General features: G+C 63.2%; 18 protein-coding genes and 1 tRNA gene. 16 read left to right on the top strand and 3 right to left on the bottom strand.

Annotation, left to right across the window (positions count from 1 at the left end):
- Positions 1-39: 39 nt before the first annotated feature.
- On the top strand, positions 40-1017 hold the full coding sequence (locus FJ958_RS09770) for an alpha/beta hydrolase (protein WP_140741958.1): 978 nt from the start codon (positions 40-42) through the stop codon (positions 1015-1017).
- A 76-nt stretch (positions 1018-1093) separates the two neighbouring features.
- Here FJ958_RS09770 and hisN read toward each other — a convergent pair whose 3' ends face one another.
- Together hisN and FJ958_RS09760 are read right to left on the bottom strand one after the other, a co-directional pair.
- A complete protein-coding gene (hisN, locus tag FJ958_RS09765) occupies positions 1094-1867 on the bottom strand; it encodes a histidinol-phosphatase (RefSeq protein ID WP_140741956.1) in 774 nt (257 codons plus the stop codon).
- Positions 1868-2178: 311 nt separating this feature from the next.
- Positions 2179-3120: an N-formylglutamate amidohydrolase gene (locus FJ958_RS09760; protein ID WP_140741954.1), complete on the bottom strand. Its 942-nt coding sequence runs from the start codon at positions 3118-3120 to the stop codon at positions 2179-2181.
- A 162-nt stretch (positions 3121-3282) separates the two neighbouring features.
- Here FJ958_RS09760 and FJ958_RS09755 point away from each other — a divergent pair, with 162 nt between their 5' ends.
- On the top strand, positions 3283-3645 hold the full coding sequence (locus FJ958_RS09755; RefSeq protein ID WP_006199474.1) for a response regulator: 363 nt from the start codon (positions 3283-3285) through the stop codon (positions 3643-3645).
- Between the two features lie 116 nt (positions 3646-3761).
- Positions 3762-3836 (top strand) — tRNA-Val (locus tag FJ958_RS09750).
- Positions 3837-5030: 1194 nt separating this feature from the next.
- Here FJ958_RS09750 and FJ958_RS09740 read toward each other — a convergent pair.
- The gene (locus tag FJ958_RS09740; protein WP_140741950.1) at positions 5031-6188 is read right to left on the bottom strand and encodes a dihydrodipicolinate synthase family protein; all 1158 of its coding nucleotides are present in this window, start codon (positions 6186-6188) and stop codon (positions 5031-5033) included.
- Between the two features lie 236 nt (positions 6189-6424).
- On the opposite strand from FJ958_RS09740, the gene FJ958_RS09735 reads away from it, so the two are divergent.
- The 13 genes from FJ958_RS09735 (at position 6425) to FJ958_RS09670 (ending at position 21253) form a co-directional block, all read left to right on the top strand.
- Positions 6425-7483 (top strand): LacI family DNA-binding transcriptional regulator, encoded by a 1059-nt coding sequence (locus tag FJ958_RS09735; RefSeq protein ID WP_140741948.1) that lies wholly within the window; start codon positions 6425-6427, stop codon positions 7481-7483.
- Positions 7480-8496: a Gfo/Idh/MocA family oxidoreductase gene (locus FJ958_RS09730; RefSeq protein ID WP_140741946.1), complete on the top strand. Its 1017-nt coding sequence runs from the start codon at positions 7480-7482 to the stop codon at positions 8494-8496. Before FJ958_RS09735 ends, FJ958_RS09730 begins: the two co-directional genes overlap by 4 nt.
- Entirely contained in the window at positions 8493-10094 is a 1602-nt protein-coding gene (locus FJ958_RS09725) for an acyl CoA:acetate/3-ketoacid CoA transferase (RefSeq protein WP_140741944.1), read from the top strand. Before FJ958_RS09730 ends, FJ958_RS09725 begins: the two co-directional genes overlap by 4 nt.
- The gene (locus tag FJ958_RS09720; protein WP_140741942.1) at positions 10087-10863 is read left to right on the top strand and encodes an enoyl-CoA hydratase/isomerase family protein; all 777 of its coding nucleotides are present in this window, start codon (positions 10087-10089) and stop codon (positions 10861-10863) included. Before FJ958_RS09725 ends, FJ958_RS09720 begins: the two co-directional genes overlap by 8 nt.
- Positions 10864-10878: 15 nt before the next feature.
- On the top strand, positions 10879-12390 hold the full coding sequence (locus FJ958_RS09715; protein WP_140741940.1) for an aldehyde dehydrogenase family protein: 1512 nt from the start codon (positions 10879-10881) through the stop codon (positions 12388-12390).
- Between the two features lie 59 nt (positions 12391-12449).
- Positions 12450-13703 (top strand): ABC transporter substrate-binding protein, encoded by a 1254-nt coding sequence (locus FJ958_RS09710; RefSeq protein WP_140690504.1) that lies wholly within the window; start codon positions 12450-12452, stop codon positions 13701-13703.
- 74 nt (positions 13704-13777) lie between these two features.
- Entirely contained in the window at positions 13778-14734 is a 957-nt protein-coding gene (locus FJ958_RS09705; RefSeq protein ID WP_140741938.1) for a sugar ABC transporter permease, read from the top strand.
- The gene (locus tag FJ958_RS09700) at positions 14731-15675 is read left to right on the top strand and encodes a carbohydrate ABC transporter permease (protein WP_140741936.1); all 945 of its coding nucleotides are present in this window, start codon (positions 14731-14733) and stop codon (positions 15673-15675) included. The genes FJ958_RS09705 and FJ958_RS09700 overlap by 4 nt, the downstream gene beginning before the upstream one ends.
- A gap of 4 nt (positions 15676-15679) precedes the next feature.
- Positions 15680-16795 (top strand): ABC transporter ATP-binding protein, encoded by a 1116-nt coding sequence (locus tag FJ958_RS09695; protein ID WP_140741934.1) that lies wholly within the window; start codon positions 15680-15682, stop codon positions 16793-16795.
- A 5-nt stretch (positions 16796-16800) separates the two neighbouring features.
- The gene (locus FJ958_RS09690; protein ID WP_140741932.1) at positions 16801-18303 is read left to right on the top strand and encodes a GMC family oxidoreductase; all 1503 of its coding nucleotides are present in this window, start codon (positions 16801-16803) and stop codon (positions 18301-18303) included.
- Positions 18304-18511: 208 nt separating this feature from the next.
- A complete protein-coding gene (locus tag FJ958_RS09680; protein WP_140741930.1) occupies positions 18512-19273 on the top strand; it encodes a 3-ketoacyl-ACP reductase in 762 nt (253 codons plus the stop codon).
- Positions 19274-19285: 12 nt separating this feature from the next.
- Positions 19286-20914 (top strand): choline dehydrogenase, encoded by a 1629-nt coding sequence (locus tag FJ958_RS09675; protein WP_140741928.1) that lies wholly within the window; start codon positions 19286-19288, stop codon positions 20912-20914.
- A gap of 21 nt (positions 20915-20935) precedes the next feature.
- Positions 20936-21253 carry a Dabb family protein gene (locus FJ958_RS09670; protein ID WP_140741926.1) on the top strand — a complete coding sequence of 106 codons (318 nt, stop codon included), beginning with the start codon at positions 20936-20938 and terminating at the stop codon, positions 21251-21253.
- Positions 21254-21323: the final 70 nt, after the last annotated feature.

Here is a 21323-nt window from a genome sequence, read left to right as displayed (position 1 = left end):
CGACAGGCTGGCGCGAAGACGCCGAGCACAAAGCGCCGCATGACGGACACTTTCGACGACACTCCTCTATTTTACGAAACGCAGGGCAATCCGCGGCCGGAAAACGCCACCGGTGGCTTCTTCACCACGCGCGATCGCAAGAAGATACGCTACGGCCTGTTCGCGGCGGTCGCGCGTCCGATGCGGGGCACCGTGGTGCTGCTGTCCGGCCGCAACGAATGCATCGAGAAATATTTCGAGACCATCCGCGACCTTGCCGCGCGAGGCTTTGGCGTCGCCACCTTCGATTGGCGCGGCCAAGGCGGTTCCGACCGGCTGATCCGTGATCGCCAGCGCGGCTATGTCAGATCCTTCCGCAACTATACCGCCGATCTGGAGCAGTTCTTCGAGGAGATCGTGCTGCCCGATTGCCGCGGGCCGTATTATATCCTCGCCCATTCCGCGGGCGCCGTGATCACGCTGCTTGCGGCGCCGTCCATGGTGAACCGCGTGCGCCGCATGGTGCTGATCGCGCCGTTCCTGACACTGCCGGATCTGCCGGTCTCGATATCGACCGTCCGCCGCGTCTGTTCGATCTTTTGTTTGCTGGGTCTTGGCCGGCTCTATGCCGCCTGGGGTCCGCGGCCCAAGGTAACGGCGCCCTTCGAAACCAACAAGGTGACGTCCGATCCAGAGCGCTATCGCCGCAACACAGGAATCTACGAGGCGTTCCCGCAACTGGCGCTTGGCGGCCCGACGATCCGCTGGCTGCAGGCAGCCGCGAAGGCATCGGAAGCCATCAGCGACCCCGAATTCATGGCCCGCATTCAAGTGCCCCTGCTGATCATCGCCGCCGGCGCCGACCAGGTTGTCTCGACCAAGGCGGTGGAGGCATACGCCAGAAGTCTGAGGCTCGGTTCGCTGCTCATGATCGACGGCGCCAAGCACGAAATCCTGCAGGAAGTCGACCTGTACCGCGAACAATTCCTCGCCGCCTTCGACGCCTTCATTCCCGGTTCGGACGACCCAACGGCCTGAGCGGCACCCCGGTCAGCCTCCGCGAGGACTGAGCGATACGCCCCGGATCATCCGGCGGGCCCAACAAGGAAGCCAATCAGCCGCGCAAGGCGGCCATGGCGGCGGCATGAAGCTCCGGCGTCACTGCCGCCAACACATCGCCGCCCTTTTCCGCCGGGCCGCCGTCGAAAGTGGTGACGACGCCACCCGCCTTCTCGATGATCGGGATCAGCGCCACGATGTCGTAGGGCTTCAATCCGGGATCGGCAACGATGTCGACGCTTCCCGAGGCGATCATGGCGAAGGCATAGCAATCGGTGCCGTAACGGGCGAGTTGTACCTGTTTCTCGAACGCGTCATAGCGCGTGCGCGCCTCGCCCGTGAACAACGCCGGTGTGGTGGTGAACAGCGTCGCGTCCGCGAGGCTGGTCGTCTTGCGGGTCGAAAGCCTGCGCGGCCCGCCCGGTCCCTCATAGTGCGAGCCGGAGGCATTGGCGTAGAACAGTTCGCCGGTGAAGGGCTGCGACATCATGCCGGCGACAGCGTCACCCTCGACCGTCAGCCCGACCAGCGTCCCCCACACCGGCAGGCCGGAGATGAAGGCGCGCGTGCCGTCGATCGGATCGATCACCCAGACGTGCCGGCTGGCGATGTTCTCGCTGCCGTGCTCCTCGCCAAGAATGCCATGGTCGGGGTACTGCGCCGAGATCAGCGCCCGGATGGCGCGCTCGGCTTCACGGTCGGCTTCCGTGACCGGATCGAAACTGCCCTTTTCCTTGTTGGCGACCGCCCCCTGGCTGCGGAACCTCGGCAAAGTCTCGGCCGCTGCCGCTTGCGCGATACGGCGCATGAAATCGATGCTGATGTCCAACTGATTCTCCCGCCTTGCGGCATGCCCTAACCGGCTCTGCCGCGACTTTTCCGCCAAAACAAGGGTGTTTATCGATTATTCCTGCGTTCACCGTTGCCCAAATGTCACATGGACATCATCGAAACGCAATTTCCACATCACTCTGAATTAAAAAAGCCTGAAGGTCGCTTGACATTTGTGCACCGCACAATACCCTTGATGATGGATAGGTTTTCCTGTCCATGCCCTCCTTGGGCGTTTCCTCCCTAGACTTCGACCGTATCGTGAAAACGATGCGGTCTTTTTTTAAGCAGCGAATCCGGCTGCAAGTTTCATTCAGCCGCCAGTGGCAGGTCGATGAAGTGATGGTCGGGCATTGCCATCAGGTCGGCCGAAAATCGCGTCAGATCGTCGGCCAGCGCGTCGAAGCCGGCGGCCTTCTCGAAGGTCCGCTCATTCATGTAGAGCCCGCGATTGATCTCGATCTGCAACGCATGCAGATGGCGCGCCGGGCGGCCGTAATGTTCCGTGATGAAGCCGCCGGCATAGGGCTTGTTGTGGGCGACGGTATAGCCCATTGCGTTCAGCAGGCCGATCGCGGTTTCAGTGAGGGCCGCGGTCGCCGAAATGCCGAAACGGTCGCCGATGATGAAGTCGGGCCGCACGCCGCTCTCGCCGACGCGGATGCTCGCCGGCATCGAATGGCAATCGATCAGCACGGCAAAGCCGAAGCGGGCATGGGTTCTGGTCAAAAGCCGCTTCAGCGTTTCGTGATAAGGCTTGTAGACGGCCTCGATGCGGGCGACGGCTTCGGCAAGCGGCAGGCGGCCCGAATAGATGTCGAGCCCCTCGCCGACCAGCTTCGGCACAGTGCCGAGTCCGCCCGCCACCCGCGCCGACCGGATGTTGCAGAATGACGGCACCGGCTCGGCGAACATGCGCGGATCGAGTTCCCACGGCTCGCGGTTGACGTCGAGATAGGCGCGCGGAAAATTCGCCGCCAGCATCGGTGCGCCCAGCGCTACAGCGCCGCCGAACAGCTCCTCGACATAGCAATCCTCCGAGCGGCGGATGGCGTTGCGGTCGAGCCTTGCCATGGCAAGGAAGCGTTCCGGATAGTAGCGGCCGCTATGCGGTGAGTTGAAGAGGAAGGGGACGCGCTGCTCGGCGCCCGCCCGGATTTCGAAGGGTGGAAAGACCGAAAAATCCTCGGCTGCCGTCTTCAATTTGAACGAACCCGAAAACACCAGTGCATCATGGCATGAAACTGCCACCTTGCCGGCCGTATGTCCAGCATTTCAGCGGTCGTGCCGCCGGGCAAATATGGGTCATCGCCGTCCTCGTTCACTTGATGTTTACCCTCACCTCCTCATATACAGGATGGTTAACGGGCCTGCCCCACGGCAGTCTCGGGCGGGTGATTCGGACGGGATATCATGGCACGCATTCTTCTGGCGGAAGACGACGACGATATGCGTCGTTTCCTCGTCAAGGCGCTGGAACGCGCCGGTTATCAGGTGAGCGATTTCGACAACGGCGCCAGCGCCTATGAGCGGCTGCGCGAGGAGCCGTTCTCGCTGCTTTTGACCGACATCGTCATGCCGGAGATGGACGGCATCGAACTGGCGCGCCGCGCCACCGAGATCGACCCCGACCTCAAGGTCATGTTCATCACCGGTTTCGCCGCCGTCGCGCTCAATCCGGATTCCAAGGCGCCGAAAGACGCCAAGGTGCTGTCGAAGCCCTTCCACCTGCGCGATCTCGTCAACGAGGTCGAGAAGATGCTGCAGGCGGCCTGAGCCGCTTTCCGCGGAGGCATCGGCACTTGTTTGCCGGTGCGGCGAGACGACGCCGTCTTTCCTTTTTCCTGCTATTGACGCGCCGGATCAAAAATGGTGTATGCGCGTCGTCGGATGGGCGTGTAGCTCAGCGGGAGAGCACTGCATTGACATTGCAGGGGTCACAAGTTCAATCCTTGTCACGCCCACCATCCTTTCAATAACTTAGCCGTTTCCCTTAGTCGGATGGCACAGAAACGGCACAGAAATGCCGCTCGATGACGCGGCGTCGCGGGCGGGGCGCCGGTTCACGCTATGCCCATCAGCGGCACCCACAATGAGATTGATGGCACTTGGTGAATGGGGCGTATTATCCGCACACTCCTCCCTAACCCGGGCCGGGATGAAGCAAATGCTCGTCTGCCTGGCGATCGCATCCTTCCGGGTTAGCTTTGTACCAAACCGACGTTTGAATCCCTTTGATGTCCTCCGCTGAAGGAGTAAATACTTCCTTAGGCATAAGGGAGGTGGCGGTGTCTCCAGGCGATACAGACATGGCGCGGGTGACGATTGACGCCATCTTTCTGTCGCAGCACCGCGCTAGGGCTGACATTGCCTCACTACGCGCCGATATAGCTCAAACCCGGCGTGCAATCGCGGCATCACGCGAGCTTCTAAAGCGGTTTCGCCAACGCAAGATAGACGAGGCGCTATGGGAGGTTAAGCAACACCCCTCGGTATCAGCGTTCGACGCAGACATTCTCCGGTCTGTTTTTCGAGATTTGATCTTGGAAATGAAGGCACCGGAGTGTCAATGGCGTAATCTAGCTCAGAGCCTGGTTTACGAGTTTTGCCACTGCGAGCGGGTTGAGCCCGGCTTGGTGGATTGGATCATCAGTAAGTAAATCCGCCTCTCAGATTTGAAACTGATGGACCACCCCTACTTTCATAGTCCATATCAGAAATGTCGCATGATTCGTGACATGGGCAGGAAGGAAAAGCGCAAGGCAAAGCAGGCGATTATTGCACTACCGTTGGATGACGAGATTCAAACGGAAGCCGCCTACTAGGCCCGCAAGTGCGGAATTACAGAAGAAGAAGCCTTGCGCATCATCGAAGCGGCCAACCGTCCGAAGGCGACAAGGGCGCTACGGCAGAGGCCCGGTTCCGTTCCACCGGACGAATAGCGCAAGGTGCGGCCATTCCGGCAGAAGGCGCATCATGCGCGGATCGGCGCGGCGAGCCTGAATCACCAAGCGTCTTTGGGCGACATGCACGAAACCGGGACGGTCCGCGATTGTTGCGGGGCGGATTGCATGGGTAGAGACGTCCTCAGCCGGCCCAGACGCCGCTCCATCTCGCAAATCCCGCACTTGGGGGATTCCTATGGCCCGATTTCGTTCGGCTCAGACGCCTGCGACGGCGCACAGGCTCTTCATCCTGGATATGGCAAGGTCCGGATCGGCCAGCAATCCTGCCTGGTCGGCAAGGCGGAAAATATCTGCATAGTGGCGGATGCCGCGCGCCGACTGCATGCCGCCGACCATCGTGAAATGGTCCTGATGACCGTTCAGCCAGGCCATGAAGACGATGCCGGCCTTGTAGTATTCGGTCGGCGCCTCGAAGATTTTTCGCGATAGCGGCACCGTCGGCGCCATCAGAGCGTCATAGCCGGCACGGTCGCCATCCGCCAGTTTCGCCAGCGCCGCGTTGGCGACCGGCGCGATGGCATCGAAAATGCCAAGCAGCGCGTGCGAGTGCCTCTTGCCGTCGCCGGCGATCAGTTCGGGATAGTTGAAGTCGTCGCCGGTGAACATCACGATGCCGTCCGGCAGCCGATCGCGCAGTGCAACCTCCTTGCCTGCATCGAGCAACGATATCTTGATGCCTTCGACCTTGTCCGTGTGGCGTTCGATGATGGCGACCACCGTATCGAGCGCGGCCTCGAAATCGTCGCTGCCCCAATAGCCCTTCAAGGCCGGATCGAACATGTCGCCCAGCCAGTGCAGGATGACCTTGCCGGAGGCCTGGTTCAGAATACGGTCATAGACGGCGGCGTAGTCGTCCGGCCCCTTTGCCACTGCCGCCAGGGCGCGGCTCGCCATCATGATCGCCTTGCCGCCCTGCCCTTCGATAAAAGCGAACTGCTCCTCATAGGCGCCAATCACGTCGTCCAGTGTCCTGGCCGACCCCGGCGCCAGATGGTCGGTACCGGCACCCGAGGCAAGATCGGCGCCGGCGACGGTGCGTGCCTCGGCGACAGAGCGGCGGATCAATTCCCGTGCGCTTGCCCAATCGAAGCCCATGCCGCGCTGCGACGTGTCCATCGCCTCGGCGATGCGGAAGCCGAGCCGCCACAAATGGTGACGAAACGCCATCGTCCTGTCCCAGTCGACCACGGGCCGCGACCACGGATCGGACATTCCAAGGGGATCGGCGACGACATGCGCCGCGGCATAGGCGATGCGCGGAAACCGCGCGCCCATCACCGGCTGCACCGGCTGGCCGACAAGCGCGTAACGGGTGCTGCGGCCACCACTCTCACCAGGCAAGGCAATATCCATCGATCTCTCCCTTCATTGCGCCTATAAATGGAACGTTCCAATAAATCAAGAACCTTTAGGATTTGCAGGCGACTTCCCTCAAATGCTGCGTCACAGCACGCGATGCCTTCAATCACACGTCCCGCAGCATCGAATTATCGATTTTTCGCGCCAGGAAAAATCCCGATTGACTCTCGGCCGGAGCAATGATTAGAACGTTCCAATAAAACTCGACCCAAACCGGAGGAGATATCTGAATGGCCAGCCGGGCCAAGGCGACGATCTTCGACATCGCCCGCGAGGCGGGCGTGTCCAAATCGACGGTGTCGCTCGTGCTCCAGGGCAGCGGGCTGATCCGGCCTGAGACCGCGGTCAAGGTTCGCAAGGCGATCGAGGATGTCGGCTATGTCTACAATCGCGGCGCAGCCAATCTGCGCAAGGCCCATTCCAATGTCATCGGCATGGTCATCAACGACCTCACAAATCCCTTTTTCGCCGAACTGGCGGTCGGCATGGAGCGCGTCTTCCAGTCGGCCGGCATCGTGCCCTTCATCGCCAACACGGCGGAGAATCCGGTGCGTCAGGAAGAGGTGCTCAAGTCGCTGATGGAACAAGGCGTCGCCGGCCTCATCGTGTCGCCGGCGCGCGGCACCACGCCGGGCGCGTTCCGGCGGCTGGAGACGGCGGGCGTGCCGATCGTCTTCGCCATGCGACGCTTGCCTGAAAGCCGTATCCCGGTGATCGCTCCGGACAATCATCGCGGCGCCTACCTCGCCACGGCCCATCTTATCAGCAAGGGACATCGCCGGCTGGTCTTCTTCGGTGGCTCGCCCGACCTCGTGGTCTACCATGAGCGCCTGGGCGGCTTTCGCGAGGCCTGTGAGACCCTCGGCATCGCTGCCCGCGACGTGCTCATCATCGAGGGCGAGACCAGCCGCAAGGGCGGTATTGCGTGCCTGGAAACCGCACTCACGATGGCCGAGCCTCCAACCGCGGCCCTCTGCTTCAACGATGCGGTTGCCTTTGGTGCCCTGCTGGCGCTGCGCAAGCGCGGGCTTGAACCCGGCGCGGATTTCGCCGTCGTCGGCTTCGACGACGTGGTCGAGGCCGAACATTACATGCCGGCACTGACCAGCGTCGCGGTGGATAGTGCCGGTCTCGGCGAACGCGCCGCCCACGTCATGCTCAAGATGATCCAGTCGCGCACCACGCGTGCGGAAGACCATATCGGTGCCGTCAATCTCGTGGTCAGGGAAAGCTGCGGCCCGGATCGCCGCACACGAAACAGGCCCGCGGGGCCGGGAGTGACCGCATGAGCGTCAAATGGGGACTGATCGGCGCCAGCACGATCGCCAGGCAATTCATGATCAATGCCATTCGCGCGCAAGCCGATGGCGAGATCGCCGCGGTGATGAGCTCCAACCCGGAACGCGCCACGGCCTATGCAAGGGAAAATGGCATTCCGGCCGCTGTCTCGAGCCTCGATGGCTTGCTCGGATCCGGCATCGACGCGGTCTATATCTCTACCACCAACGAACTGCATCTCGAACAGGCGCTCGCCGCGATCAGGGCGGGCAAGCATGTGCTGTGCGAGAAGCCGCTGGCGCTGACCAGCGCCGACGCGCGCAACATGGTCGCCGCGGCCAAGGCAGCGGGTGTCGTGCTCGGCACCAACCATCATCTGCGCAATGCCGGCGCCCATCGCGCCATGCGCGAGGCGATCGCTGCCGGCCGCATCGGCAAGCCGATCGCCGCGCGGGTCTTCCATTCCGTCTATCTGCCGGAGACCCTGCAGGGCTGGCGCATCACCAAACCCGAGGCCGGCGGTGGGGTGGTGCTCGACATCACCGTGCATGATGCCGACACGCTGCGCTTCGTGCTTGGCGACGATCCGGCCGAGGTCTCGGCCTTCACGCAGTCGGCCGGCATGGCCGGCGGGGGATTGGAAGATGGCGCCATGTGCATCTGGCGCTTCAACTCGGGCCTTATCGCCCAGTCGCATGAAGGCTTCACCACCAGGTTCGCCGGCACCGGCCTTGAGGTACACGGCTCCGAAGGTTCGCTGATCGCCAGCAATGTGATGACCCAGAAGCCGGACGGCTCGGTACTGCTGCGCACCGCCAAGGGGGAGGAGCAAGTGAGCTTCGACCGCGAGGATCTCTACGTCAGGTCTGTGCGTCAGTTCCATGCCGCGATCCGCGGCAAGGGCCAGCCTGCCGCCACCGGAGAGGACGGCGTCTGGTCGCTGGCATCAGCCGAGGCGGCGCTTCAATCGGCCAGCTCCGGCAAGGCCGTCAAGATCGACCCCAAACTCGGGAGCATGAATTGAGCAAGGTCGTTTCAGCGGCGCAGGCAGCCAGCCTGATCAAGGACGGCATGGTCGTCTCCGTGTCCTCGTCGAGCGGCCTCGGCTGCCCGGACGCCGTGCTCGCCGCGATCGGTGAGCGCTTCGACGCCGAGGGCCATCCGAAGGAGATCACCACGCTGCACCCGATCGCCGCCGGCGACATGTATGGCATCAAGGGCATCGATCATCTGGCCAAACCGGGCCTGTTGAAGCGCACGCTGTGCGGCTCCTATCCGTCCGGCCCCTCCTCCGCCGAGCCGCCGCGGATCTGGAAGATGATCGGCGACAATTCGGTCGCCGCCTACAATGTCCCGTCCGGCATCCTGTTCGACATGCACCGCGAAGCCGCCGCCAAGCGGCCGGGCGTGCTGACCAAGGTCGGCCTCGACACCTTCGCCGACCCGCGCCATCAGGGCTGCGCCATGAACGCGGCGGCAAACGAGCCGATCGTGTCGGTACAGCAGTTCGACGGCGAGGAATGGCTCTATTTCCGTTCGATCGTGCCCAACATTTCGATCATTCGCGCCACCACGGCGGACGAGCGCGGCAACCTCACCTATGAGCATGAAGGCGCCTATCTTGGCGGCCTCGAACAGGCGCTCGCCGCCCGCAACAATGGCGGCATCGTCATCGCGCAGGTCAAGCGTGTCGTCGAGAACGGCACGCTGAAGCCGCATGATGTGCGTGTGCCGGGCGTGCTGGTCGACCACATCGTCGTCGCGCCAGACCAGTTGCAGACCACGCTGACCCCTTACGATCCGGCGATCTCCGGCGAGATCTTCCGGCCGCTGTCGAGCTTCCGCAATGCCGAGATGAACGTCCAGAAGGTGATCGCGCGCCGCGTCGCCATGGAGTTGCGCGACGGCATGGCCGTCAATATCGGCTTCGGCATCTCCGCCAACGTGCCGCGCATCCTTCTGGAAGAAGGCCAGCACGGCAAGGTCACCTGGGTCATCGAACAGGGCGCTGTCGGCGGCGTGCCGCTGCTCGATTTCAAGTTCGGCTGCGCATCGAACGCCGAGGCGATCATGCCTTCGCCGCACCAGTTCATCTATTTCCAGGCCGGCGGTTTCGACGCCTCGCTGCTCTCGTTCCTGCAGATCGACCGCCACGGTTCGGTCAACGTGTCGAAGCTTTCGGCGCGGCCGCATGTCACCGCCGGCGCCGGCGGTTTCGTCGACATCACGTCGCGGGCGAAGAAGATCGTCTTTTCCGGCTTCTTCAATGCCGGCGCCAAACTCTCACTGGCCGATGGCGGCATCCGCATCGACCAGGAGGGCAAGGTCAAGAAGATCGTCAACGAGGTCGAGCACATCTCCTTCTCCGGCAAGCGGGCGGTCGCTCAGGGGCAGGACATCACCTATGTCACCGAGCGCTGCGTGATGAAGCTGACGCCCGATGGGTTGATGGTGACGGAACTCGCACCCGGGATCGACCTCGAGCGCGATGTGCTTGATCAGGCCGAGATTCCGCTCGGTGTCGCCAACGACCTCAAGGTGACGCCGGCGGCGCTCTATCAGGATCGGCCGATCGGCCTGTCGCTCAATGGCGGCGCCTCGCTTGGAGGCATGCATGGCTGAGCGTCTCGTCACCTTCGAGCAGGATGGCGCCATCGGCATCGTCACACTGCGCCGGCCGGAGAAATTCAACGCGCTGGATGTTCCGATGCTGCGGGCACTGGAAACCGCGCTCGACGAAGCTGAAACGGCGCAGGGCGTGCGCGTCGTGCTCATGCGCGGCGAAGGCAAGGGTTTTTGCGCCGGCGGCGATATCGAGGCCTGGGGTGCCATGAGCGCCGCCGATTTCCAGGTGCAATGGGTCCGCTACGGCCACCGCGTCTTCGACCGGCTGGCGCGGCTCAGGCAACCGACCATCGCGGTGCTGTCCGGCCACGCGCTGGGCGGCGGGCTGGAACTGGCTGTCGCTTGCGACTTCCGCGTCGCCGAGACGCATGTGAAACTGGGCTTCCCGGAAACTTCGATCGGCGTCGTGCCCGGCTGGTCCGGCACGCAACGCGCCGTGCGCCGCTTCGGCGCACAGACAGTGCGTCGCATGGCCCTTGGTGGCGAGATCGTTCTGGCGCCCGAAGCGCTGGCCCTTGGCGTCGTCGACAGGGTGGTCGAAACCGGCAAGGCGCTCGCGGAGGCGAAGGCCTGGGCCGAAAAGATCGCCGAGCGCGGCCCCTTGGCGGCGGAAGCGGCCAAGCTGATGATCGCGGTCGCCGAAGGCGAGGAAAGCGCTGCCGCGACCGAGGCGCTGGCCAGCGGCTTCATCGCGCTAACCGACGACCTCAAGGCTGGTGTCGGTGCTTTCAAGACCAAGCAGAAGCCGGCATTTTCAAGATCGTAGAGAAAAGTGAAGCTGATGAACGCTCCCCTCAACATCGCCATGCCCGCCGAGGCGTCCGCAGCGCCAAGAACCTACCGGCTGCTGATCGATGGCAAGCATGTCGATGCCCGTGACGGCCGCGTGCTGGAACGCAAGAGCCCCGGCCACGGCTTCACCGTCTCGCGCTACGCGCAAGCCGGCGCGGCCGAAGTGGAAGCAGCGATGCAGGCCGCGCACCAGGCGTTCGAGACCGGCCCCTGGCCGCGCATGAAGGCAGCCGAACGCGCCGCGATCCTGCTCAGGGCGGCGGACCTGATCGAGGCGCGGCTGGAAGACATCGCCCGGCTCGATGCCCTGGAATCCGGCAAGCCGGTCGCCCAGGCGCGCGGTGAGATCGGCGGCGCTGTCGACATCTGGCGTTATGCGGCCTCGCTCGCTCGCACGCTGCATGGCGAATCCTATGCCAATCTCGGCGACGCCATGCTGGGCGTTGTGGTCCGTGAACCGATCGGCGTCGTCTCGATCATCACCCCATGGAATTTCCCTTTCCTGATCGTCAGCCAGAAACTTCCTTTCGCGCTGGCCGCCGGTTGCACCGCTGTGGTCAAGCCGAGCGAAATGACGTCGGCCTCCACCTTCGTGCTCGGTGACATCCTGATGGAGGCCGGCCTGCCCGCCGGCGTCGTCAACATCCTCGCCGGCCTTGGCGCCGATGTCGGCGCGCCGATGGTCAGCCATCCCCTCGTCGAGATGGTGTCGTTCACCGGCTCGACCCGCGTCGGCAAGATGACCATGGCTTCCGCCGCGCAGTCGCTGAAGAAGGTCTCGATGGAACTCGGCGGCAAGAACGGGCAGATCGTCTTCCCCGACGCCGATCTCGAGGCCGCGGCTGACGCGGCGGTGTTCGGCGGCTTCTTCAATGCCGGCGAATGCTGCAATGCAGGCAGCCGGCTGATCGTGCATGAGGCGATCGCCGACGATTTTCTTGCCGCCGTGAAGGCCCTTGCGTCCAGGGTGACTGTGGGCGACCCGCTCGATGACCGGACCAAGGTCGGCGCGATGATCTCGTCCGACCACCTGGCCAAGGTGACGGATTACGTTGCGGCAGCGGCAAGCGTGGGCAGTACTGTCTATAGTGGCGGCCAGAAACTGGCCTCGAATGCCGGTCAATATCTCGATCCCACCATCATCCGCGGCGTCACCGAGGACATGGCCATTGCGCGTGAGGAAGTCTTCGGCCCGGTGCTCTCGGTGCTGACTTTTGAAACGATTGAAAAGGCGTTGCACATCGCCAACAACACGCCCTATGGTCTGTCGGCAGGCGTGTGGAGCGCCAGCATCGACACATGCATGTCGGTGGCGCGTGGGGTGCGTTCGGGGACAGTTTGGGTGAACACATTCATGGAAGGTTATCCCGAGCTGCCTTTTGGAGGCTATAAACAGTCCGGCCTTGGACGCGAACTCGGCAAACGCGCCGTCGAGGATTATACCGAGGAAAAGACAATCCAGTTTCATCGCGGCCAGCGCACCGGATGGTGGGTCGGCTGAGTTTGGAAGAACCCGGCGGGTTTCCGCCGGTCGTATGACTGCAACAAGGGAGGAAGTACATGTTGCGCAAACTGCTTATCGGAACGGCTCTTGCGACGAGCTTTGCATTTTCGGCGCATGCCGCGGACGTCAAGGAAGTGCAGATGCTGCATTGGTGGACGTCGGGCGGCGAAGCGGCTGCTCTGAACGTGCTGAAGCAGGATCTGGCCAAGGAAGGCTATGCCTGGAAGGACGTGCCGGTGGCCGGCGGCGGCGGCGACGCCGCCATGACCGCGCTGAAGGCGATGGTCGCGGCCGGCAATTACCCGACCGCTTCGCAGATGCTCGGCTACACCGTGCTCGACTATGCCGCGGCCGGCGTCATGGGCGACCTGACCGAGACGGCCAAGAAGGAAGGCTGGGACAAGTCCGTTCCGGCGGCGCTGCAGAAGTTCTCGGTCTATGAAGGCAAGTGGGTCGCGGCTCCGGTCAACGTCCACTCGGTCAACTGGCTGTGGATCAACAAGGCGGTGATGGACAAGATCGGCGGCACCGAGCCGAAGACCTTCGACGAATTCGTCGCCCTGCTCGACAAGGCCAAGGCTGCCGGTGTCATCCCGCTCGCGCTGGGCGGCCAGAACTGGCAGGAAGCAACCATGTTCGACTCGGTCGTGCTCTCGACCGGCGGACCTGACTTCTACAAGAAGGCCTTCAACGACCTCGACGACGCTTCGCTCAAGTCCGACACGATGAAGAAGTCGTTCGACAACCTCGCCAAGCTGGTCACCTATGTCGATCCGAACTTCTCGGGCCGCGACTGGAACCTTGCCACCGCCATGGTGATCAAGGGCGATGCCCTGGTGCAGGTCATGGGTGACTGGGCCAAGGGTGAGTTCCACGCCGCCAAGAAGACCCCGGGCACCGACTTCCTGTGCTATCGCTTTCCGGGCACCGACGGCTCGGTGATCTACAACTCCGACATGTTCGGCATGTTCAATGTTCCGGAAGACCGCAAGGCCGCCCAGGTCGCATTGGCCACCGCCACCCTGTCGAAGAGCTTCCAGTCGGCCTTCAATGTGGTGAAGGGTTCGGTTCCCGCACGCACCGACGTGCCGGACACCGACTTCGACGCTTGCGGCAAGAAGGGCATCGCTGACCTGAAGAAGGCCAATGAAGGCGGCACGCTGTTCGGCTCGCTGGCCCAGGGCTATGGCGCGCCTCCAGCCGTCGCCAATGCCTATAAGGACGTCGTCTCGAAGTTCGTCCACGGCCAGATCAAGACCTCGGACGAAGCCGTGACCGAGTTGGTCAAGGCGATCGACGACGCCAAGTAAGCGTTACGCGTCAAAACACCTTCCCCGCTTCGGCGGGGAAGGGTCCCCGGCCGAATGCTGACGGGAGGAACCTCATGAGCACAGTTGCGACAAGCCAGATCAAGCTGACGCCGGAGCATGCCCGACCGCGCGCCACCGTGCGCTCGCGCCTGCAGGATGCCTTGCCGAAGATCGTGCTGGCGCCGAGCTTCGCCATCACTGTCATCTTCGTCTACGGCTTCATCCTGTGGACGATCTATCTGTCCTTCACCAATTCCAAGACCTTCCCGTCCTACGCCATAACAGGGCCTCGCGCCTATCAGCGGCTGTGGGGCTGGACCTTCGACACCGACCCGCCATCAAGCTGGTACACCTCGATCACCAACATGGGCATATTCGGCTTTCTCTATATCCTGATCTGCCTGGCGCTCGGCCTGTTCCTGGCCATCCTGCTCGACCAGAAGATCCGTGGCGAAGGCGTGTTGCGCCCGATCTATCTTTATCCGATGGCGCTGTCCTTCATCGTCACCGGCGTCGCCTGGAAATGGTTCCTCGATCCGGGCCTCGGCCTTGAGCAGACCCTGCATCAATGGGGCTGGACGAGCTTCCATTTCGACTGGATCAAGAACAAGGATTTCGTCATCTACACGGTGGTCATCGCCGGCGTCTGGCAGGCCTCGGGCTTCATCATGGCGATGTTCCTGGCCGGCCTGCGCGGTATCGACGGCGAGATCATGAAGGCGGCACAGATCGACGGCGCCACAACCTTCCAGCTCTACCGCCGCATCGTCATTCCGCTGCTGCGGCCGATCTTCCTGTCGGCGTTCATCGTGCTCGCCCACCTTGCCATCAAGTCCTACGATCTTGTGGTGGCGCTGACCAGCGGCGGCCCCGGCGGCTCGGCGTGGCTGCCGTCCAACTTCATGTATGAGTACACCTTCAAGCGCAACGAGATGGCGGTCGGCTCGGCCAGTGCGGTGATCATGCTGATGACCATCGTCGCCATCATCGTCCCCTATCTCTATTCGGAACTCAGGGAGAAGTCGCGATGAGCACCGTGGCCACTCCCGCCCGCCTGCCGTCCAGCGGGGTTAACGTCAAGACCGTCAACCGCGTCGTCATCTACGGGCTTCTGGCGCTGTTCGCGCTGTTCTACCTGATGCCGCTCTTCGTCATGCTGGTCACCTCGTTCAAGACCATGGACGAGATCCAGAACGGCAACATGCTTTCGCTGCCCAAGGCACCGACCTTCGATCCCTGGCTGAAGGCTTGGGGTGAGACCTGCGTCGGCCTCACCTGCGCCGGCATCAAGGGCTATTTCTGGAACTCCATCAAGATGGTGGTCCCCGCGGTCATAATCTCGACCTTGCTCGGCGCCTTGAACGGCTACGTGCTGACCAAATGGCGCTTCCGCGGCCACACGCTGGTGTTCGGGCTAATGCTGTTTGCCTGCTTCATCCCGTTCCAGTCGGTGCTGCTGCCGATGGCGACGATCCTCGGCAGTGTCGGCCGTTTCGGCGCGTCGCTGCGGAATTCGGTCGGAACCAGCTTCGGCCTCGGCAATTCGACGGTCAACCTCGTCTTCGTCCACGTCGTCTACGGCATCGGCTTCACCACACTGTTCTTCCGCAACTATTACGAGGCCTTCCCGACCGAACTGGTGAGAGCCGCCCAGGTCGACGGCGCTTCGTTCTTCCAGATATTCCGGCGCATCATGCTGCCCAACTCGATGCCGATCTTCGTCGTCACGGTGATCTACCAGTTCACCAACATCTGGAACGATTTCCTGTTCGCTTCCGCCTATGCCGGCACGGGTGACGCCATGCCGATGACGGTGGCGCTCAACAACGTCGTCAACACCTCGACCGGCGTCGTCGAATACAATGTCAACATGGCGGCCGCGATGATCGCGGCCCTCCCCACCCTTCTCGTCTATGTGCTCGCCGGCCGCTATTTCGTGCGTGGCCTGATGGCGGGCGCGGTCAAAGGATAATCCAATGGCTTTTCTTGAAATTGACGGTCTGAGGAAGCGTTTCGGCCAGATCGAGATCCTGAAAGGGATCAATCTGGAACTGGAAAAAGGCGGCTTCCTGGTGCTGGTCGGCCCGTCCGGCTGCGGCAAGTCCACGCTGCTCAACACCATTGCCGGACTGGAGACGATCACCTCGGGCGAGATCCGCGTCGACGGTCGGGCAATCAACGATCTGCATCCCTCCAAGCGCGATATCGCCATGGTGTTCCAGAGCTATGCGCTTTATCCGAACATGACGGTGGCCGGGAACATCTCCTTCGGCATGGAAATGCGCGGCGTGCCGGCGGACGAACGCCAGAAGGCGATCGACAAGGTGGCCAAGGTGCTGCAGATCGGCCATCTCCTGAAGCGCAAGCCAAGCCAGCTTTCGGGCGGCCAGCGCCAGCGCGTCGCCATGGGCCGGGCGCTGGTGCGCGACCCCAAACTGTTCCTGTTCGACGAGCCGCTGTCCAACCTCGATGCCAAGCTGCGCGTCGACATGCGCATCGAGATCAAGCGCCTGCACGCCACCACCGGCACCACCATCGTCTACGTCACCCATGACCAGATCGAGGCGATGACGCTGGCGACCAAGATTGCCGTGATGCGCGACGGCGAGGTGCAGCAGTTCGGCACGCCGGCCGAGATCTATAACAACCCCGCCAACGTCTTCGTCGCCGACTTCATGGGCTCGCCGGCGATGAACCTGATCCCGGCGACCATTGGCGACAATGGCAGCGGACTGGCTGTCATGCTCGACCGCGAGGCGCGGCAGCCGATCACTCTGCCGATGGCCAATGCGCCGGTCGGGCTGGCGGCCTTCAAGGGCAAGCCCGTCATCTTTGGTGTCCGCCCCGAAGCCCTGACCGATCCGGAAGGGGCCGAGCGCAACGCTTCACAGATTGCCACCGCCGATTGTCACATCGAGGTGGTGGAGCCGGCCGGCTCCGACACCTTCGCCGTCACCAATCTCGGCGGCAAGGGCGTGGTGGCGCGGCTGCGCGCCGACGCCAACATCCAGCCGGGCACCAGCACGCCGCTCGCCTTCAACCTGACCAAGGCGGTGTTCTTCGATCCGGCGACCGAGAACCGCATCCGCTGACAGCTATGACAAATCCGGACATCGTCATCATCGGCTCCGGCATCGGCGGCGCCACGATCGCCTCCGGTCTGGCCGGCAGCGGCGCCTCGATCCTGATGCTGGAGCGCGGCGAGCTCCTGCCGGCAACGCCGCATGCCCGCGACACGCGCTCGATCTTCCTCGACGGCCACTATCGGCCGAAGGAGATGTGGCGAGAGGCCGGCGGCGCTGCCTTCAACCCCGGCAACTATTACTATGTCGGCGGCAATTCGAAATTCTACGGCGCGGTGCTGATCCGCTATCGCGAGGAAGATTTCTCCGCCATGGAGCATTTTGGCGGCCTCTCGCCGGCATGGCCGTTCTCCTACGAAGAATTCGAGCCCTGGTATTCCAAGGCCGAGCAGTTGTTTCGCGTGCGCGGCACTCTGGGCGAAGACCCGACCGAGCCGTTCCACTCGGTCCCCTACGCCTATAAGGCGGTGCCCGACGAGGCACCGATCGCGCGCGCCCGGGCCGAACTCAAGAGCCTCGGCCTGCACCCGGCCTCGTTGCCGCTCGGCGTTGACATCGACACCTGGCTGAAGGAGGGCAGTACCGGCTGGGATGCCTTTCCGAACACCGGCCAGGGCAAGGTCGACGCCCAAACCGGACCGCTGACGGCGGCACTGAAGGACAGCAACATCAAGCTCGAAACCGGTGCCCATGTCGAATATCTCGAGGCATCGCCGGACGGCAAAACCATATCCGCGATTCACTACCGACAGAACGGCGAGCTGAAGAAGGTGACGCCGAAGCTGGTCATCCTCTCCGCCGGCGCGGTCAATTCCGCGGTCATCCTGCTGCGTTCGCCCTCGGCCAACGGCAAGGGCCTTGCCAACCGCTCCGATCAGGTCGGCCGCAATTTCATGAACCACAATTCCAGCGCCATGCTGGCGATCGATCCGCGCCGCCGCAACGATGCCGTCTACCAGAAGACGCTGATGCTGAACGACTACTATCTGTCCGACGGCAAGGGCGGCAAGCCGCTCGGCAATGTGCAGCTGCTCGGCAAGATCGACGGCAACATGCTGAGGGCCAACGTCAAGCTGGCGCCGAAATTCGCGCTCGATTTCATGGCCGGCCACGCCGTCGACTGGTATCTGATGTGCGAGGACCTGCCCGATCCCGAAAGCCGCATCATGGTCGACGGCAAGGACATCGTCATGCAGTGGCGGCGCTCCAACATGCAGTCTCTGGACGGCCTGACCAAGGTGATGCGCGAAAACTTCCGCGCCTGCGGTTATCCGATCGTGCTGTCGCGCCCCTTCGACAAGCGCACGCCCTCGCATCAGTGCGGCACGGTGAAGATGGGCGACGATCCGGCGACATCGCCACTCGATCCGTTCTGCCGGTCGTTCGACCACCGGAACCTGTTCGTCGTCGATGGCAGTTTTTTGCCGAATTCGGCGGCGGTCAATCCGGCGCTGTCGATCGCGGCGCAGGCGCTGCGGGTGGCGGAGCATATTCGCACGACGGAGCTTTCCGCATGATCTGTCGGCGCCGCCCCTCATCCGCCTGCCGGCACCTTCTCCCCGTAAACGGGGAGAAGGTGGCTGGCCGCAACCTTGGCGCTCCTTTTGCAGCGTCGGCGATTAGCGAAAGCGGCGGCGAAGGCGTCCTTCTCCCCGTCTCTATACGGGGAGAAGTGCCCGGCAGGGCGATGAGGGGCAGCGCGGAGCTCCGAGAGGGCACCTTCACATGACCCGCCCGGCCGCCATAGTCACCGGCGGTGCGCGTGGCATTGGCCTCGCGTGCGCCGAGGCGCTTGCGGACGCAGGCTTCGACATTCTCGTTGCGGACTTGGCCGACAACCCAGCTGACGGACTTTCGGAAAATATCACCGCGCGGGGTGTGAAATTCGGCTATGTCAGCTGCGATATCGCCGACCTCTCCAGCCACGCCGCATTGGTCCATGCCGCAATGCGCGCCTTCGGCCGCATCGATTGCCTGGTCAACAATGCCGGCATCGGTGCCGTCGTGCGCGGCGATCTTCTCGAGCTGAAGCCGGCGAATTTCGACCGCGCACTGGGCATCAATCTGCGCGGCACCGTATTTCTGAGCCAGGCCGTGGCCAAGGCGATGCTGACCACACCGGGCGACCTCCCAAGATCGATCATCACCATCACCTCGGTCAGCGCCGACATGGCCTCGCCGGAGCGCGCCGATTACTGCATATCGAAGGCCGGCCTTTCCATGTGGGTGAAAAACCTGGCGCTCAGGCTCGCGCCCGAAAACATCAGCGTGTTCGAAGTGCGGCCGGGCATCATTCGCACAGATATGACGGCAGGCGTGACCGCCAAATACGACGCCTTGATCGATGGCGGCCTGGTGCCGTCAAAGCGATGGGGCGAGGCTTCCGACATTGGCGCCGTGGTGGCGACGCTTGCCACCGGCAAGCTCGGCTTTTCGACCGGCTCGATCATCAATGTCGACGGCGCGCTCTCCGTGCCGAGGCTGTAAGTGGATAGTGTCATGACCGACTACATCATCGTGGGCGCCGGCCCGGCCGGCTGCGTTCTGGCCAACCGGCTAAGCGAGGATCCCTCCAATTCGGTGCTGCTGCTCGAGGCCGGCGGCAAGGACTGGCATCCCTACATCCATATGCCGGCGGGTTTTGCCAAGATGACCAAGGGCATCGCCTCCTGGGGCTGGTCGACCGTGCCGCAGAGGCACATGAACGACCGCGTTTTCTGGTACACGCAGGCCAAGGTGGTCGGCGGCGGCTCCTCCATCAACGCCCAGATCTACACGCGCGGCAATGCCCGCGACTACGACGCCTGGGAAAAGGAAGAGGGTCTCGCCGGCTGGGGCTATCGCGACGTGCTGCCCTATTTCAAGCGCGCCGAGAACAACCAGCGCTACGCCAACGATTTTCATGGCGACCAAGGTCCGCTCGGCGTGTCGAACCCGATTTCGCCGCTGCCGATCTGCGAGGCCTATTTCCGCGCCGGCCAGGAAATGGGGATCCCCTTCAATCCGGACTTCAACGGCGCCAACCAGGAAGGCGTCGGTTACTACCAGCTGACCCAGAAGGATGCCCGGCGCTCTTCGGCCTCCGTCGCCTACTTGAAGCCGATCCGCGCGCGCAAGAACCTGACGGTCAGGACCGATGTCCTGGTGACCCGCATCGTCATCGAGAAAGGCCGCGCGATCGGCGTCGAAATTGTCGACAGACCGGGTGGCCAGAAGACGGTCCTGCGTGCCGACCGCGAGGTGATCGTCTCATCCGGCGCCATCGGCTCGCCGAAGCTCCTGATGCAGTCGGGCATCGGCCCGGCCGACCACCTCAAATCGGTCGGCGTCACGCCGGTGCATGACCTGCCCGGCGTCGGCTCCAACATGCAGGACCATCTCGACCTGTTCGTCATCGCCGAATGCACCGGCGACCACACCTATGACAACTACGCAAAGCTGCACCGCACGGCGTGGGCCGGCCTTCAATATCTGCTCTTGAAGAAGGGGCCGGTGGCCTCGAGTCTCTTCGAGACCGGCGGCTTCTGGTACGCCGACCCGACCGCCGCCTCGCCCGACATCCAGTTCCATCTGGGTCTCGGATCCGGCATCGAGGCCGGCGTCGAGAAACTGAATAACCCGGGCGTCACCTTGAACTCGGCCTTCCTGCGGCCGCGCTCGCGCGGCACGGTGCGGCTGAAGAGCGCCGACCCAGCCGACCATCCGCTGATCGACCCGAACTACTGGTCCGATCCCTATGACCGCGCCATGTCGCTCAAGGGCCTCCGGCTGGCGCGCGAGATCATGCGGCAGAAGGCACTTCAGCCCTATGTGCTGCGCGAAGTGCTGCCCGGTCCGTCGCTTGCAAGCGACGACGAGCTGATCGACTATGCCTGCCGCAGTTCCAAGACCGACCACCATCCCGTCGGAACCTGCCGGATGGGTCACGACGACATGGCCGTGGTGACGCCGGACCTGCGGCTACGCGGCATCGAAGGCTTGCGTGTCTGCGACGCTTCGGTGATGCCGCGTGTGCCCTCCTCCAACACCAACGCGCCGACCATCATGGTCGGCGAAAAGGGCGCCGATCTGGTGCTTGGCCGCGAGCCTCTGGCGCCGGCCGTGTTTTCCGGCAATCGCGCGGCATAGCGGCTCAGAAGGGGATATCCGATGATCAGGCACTGTGTCTTCGGCAGGTTTCGCGACGATGTCCCCGACGGTGAACGCAGGGCGATCCATGCCGACCTGGAGGCACTGCGCCAGGTGATCGACGGCATGGACACGGTGCACTTCAGCGCCAATGTCAGCCCGGAGCCTTTCGCGCGCGGCTTCACCCATGGCTTCACCATCGATTTTCGCGATGCCGCGGCGCGCGACGCCTATCTGGTGCATGAAGCGCATCAACGCGCCGGCGCCCGGCTGGTCGCGGCACTCGAAGACGGCACCGACGGATTGATGGTCTTCGACCTCGATCTTACGAAAAAGTGACCGCCGGCTCTTCGAAAGCCGGCCGATCGCTGTTCTCTTTTGTTTACCAGGCGACATATCGTTCTTTGGG

The sequence above is a fragment of the Mesorhizobium sp. B2-3-5 genome (assembly GCF_006442395.1).
In the GTDB taxonomy this organism is placed as follows: domain Bacteria; phylum Pseudomonadota; class Alphaproteobacteria; order Rhizobiales; family Rhizobiaceae; genus Mesorhizobium.
Note: the sequence above shows the minus strand (reverse complement) of the source record. Positions and strands in the feature narration are given on the sequence as shown.

What these genes read in the sequence shown, in the direction of transcription:
- FJ958_RS09670 (WP_140741926.1), top strand. Translation starts at nt 20,936, where the DNA reads ATGATCAGGCACTGTGTCTTCGGCAGGTTTCGCGACGATGTCCCCGAC.
- FJ958_RS09730 (WP_140741946.1), top strand. Translation starts at nt 7,480, where the DNA reads ATGAGCGTCAAATGGGGACTGATCGGCGCCAGCACGATCGCCAGGCAA.
- FJ958_RS09705 (WP_140741938.1), top strand. Translation starts at nt 13,778, where the DNA reads ATGAGCACAGTTGCGACAAGCCAGATCAAGCTGACGCCGGAGCATGCC.
- FJ958_RS09710 (WP_140690504.1), top strand. Translation starts at nt 12,450, where the DNA reads ATGTTGCGCAAACTGCTTATCGGAACGGCTCTTGCGACGAGCTTTGCA.
- FJ958_RS09690 (WP_140741932.1), top strand. Translation starts at nt 16,801, where the DNA reads ATGACAAATCCGGACATCGTCATCATCGGCTCCGGCATCGGCGGCGCC.
- FJ958_RS09680 (WP_140741930.1), top strand. Translation starts at nt 18,512, where the DNA reads ATGACCCGCCCGGCCGCCATAGTCACCGGCGGTGCGCGTGGCATTGGC.
- FJ958_RS09720 (WP_140741942.1), top strand. Translation starts at nt 10,087, where the DNA reads ATGGCTGAGCGTCTCGTCACCTTCGAGCAGGATGGCGCCATCGGCATC.
- FJ958_RS09770 (WP_140741958.1), top strand. Translation starts at nt 40, where the DNA reads ATGACGGACACTTTCGACGACACTCCTCTATTTTACGAAACGCAGGGC.
- FJ958_RS09700 (WP_140741936.1), top strand. Translation starts at nt 14,731, where the DNA reads ATGAGCACCGTGGCCACTCCCGCCCGCCTGCCGTCCAGCGGGGTTAAC.
- FJ958_RS09675 (WP_140741928.1), top strand. Translation starts at nt 19,286, where the DNA reads ATGACCGACTACATCATCGTGGGCGCCGGCCCGGCCGGCTGCGTTCTG.
- FJ958_RS09740 (WP_140741950.1), bottom strand. Translation starts at nt 6,188, where the DNA reads ATGGATATTGCCTTGCCTGGTGAGAGTGGTGGCCGCAGCACCCGTTAC.
- FJ958_RS09735 (WP_140741948.1), top strand. Translation starts at nt 6,425, where the DNA reads ATGGCCAGCCGGGCCAAGGCGACGATCTTCGACATCGCCCGCGAGGCG.
- FJ958_RS09695 (WP_140741934.1), top strand. Translation starts at nt 15,680, where the DNA reads ATGGCTTTTCTTGAAATTGACGGTCTGAGGAAGCGTTTCGGCCAGATC.
- FJ958_RS09715 (WP_140741940.1), top strand. Translation starts at nt 10,879, where the DNA reads ATGAACGCTCCCCTCAACATCGCCATGCCCGCCGAGGCGTCCGCAGCG.
- FJ958_RS09755 (WP_006199474.1), top strand. Translation starts at nt 3,283, where the DNA reads ATGGCACGCATTCTTCTGGCGGAAGACGACGACGATATGCGTCGTTTC.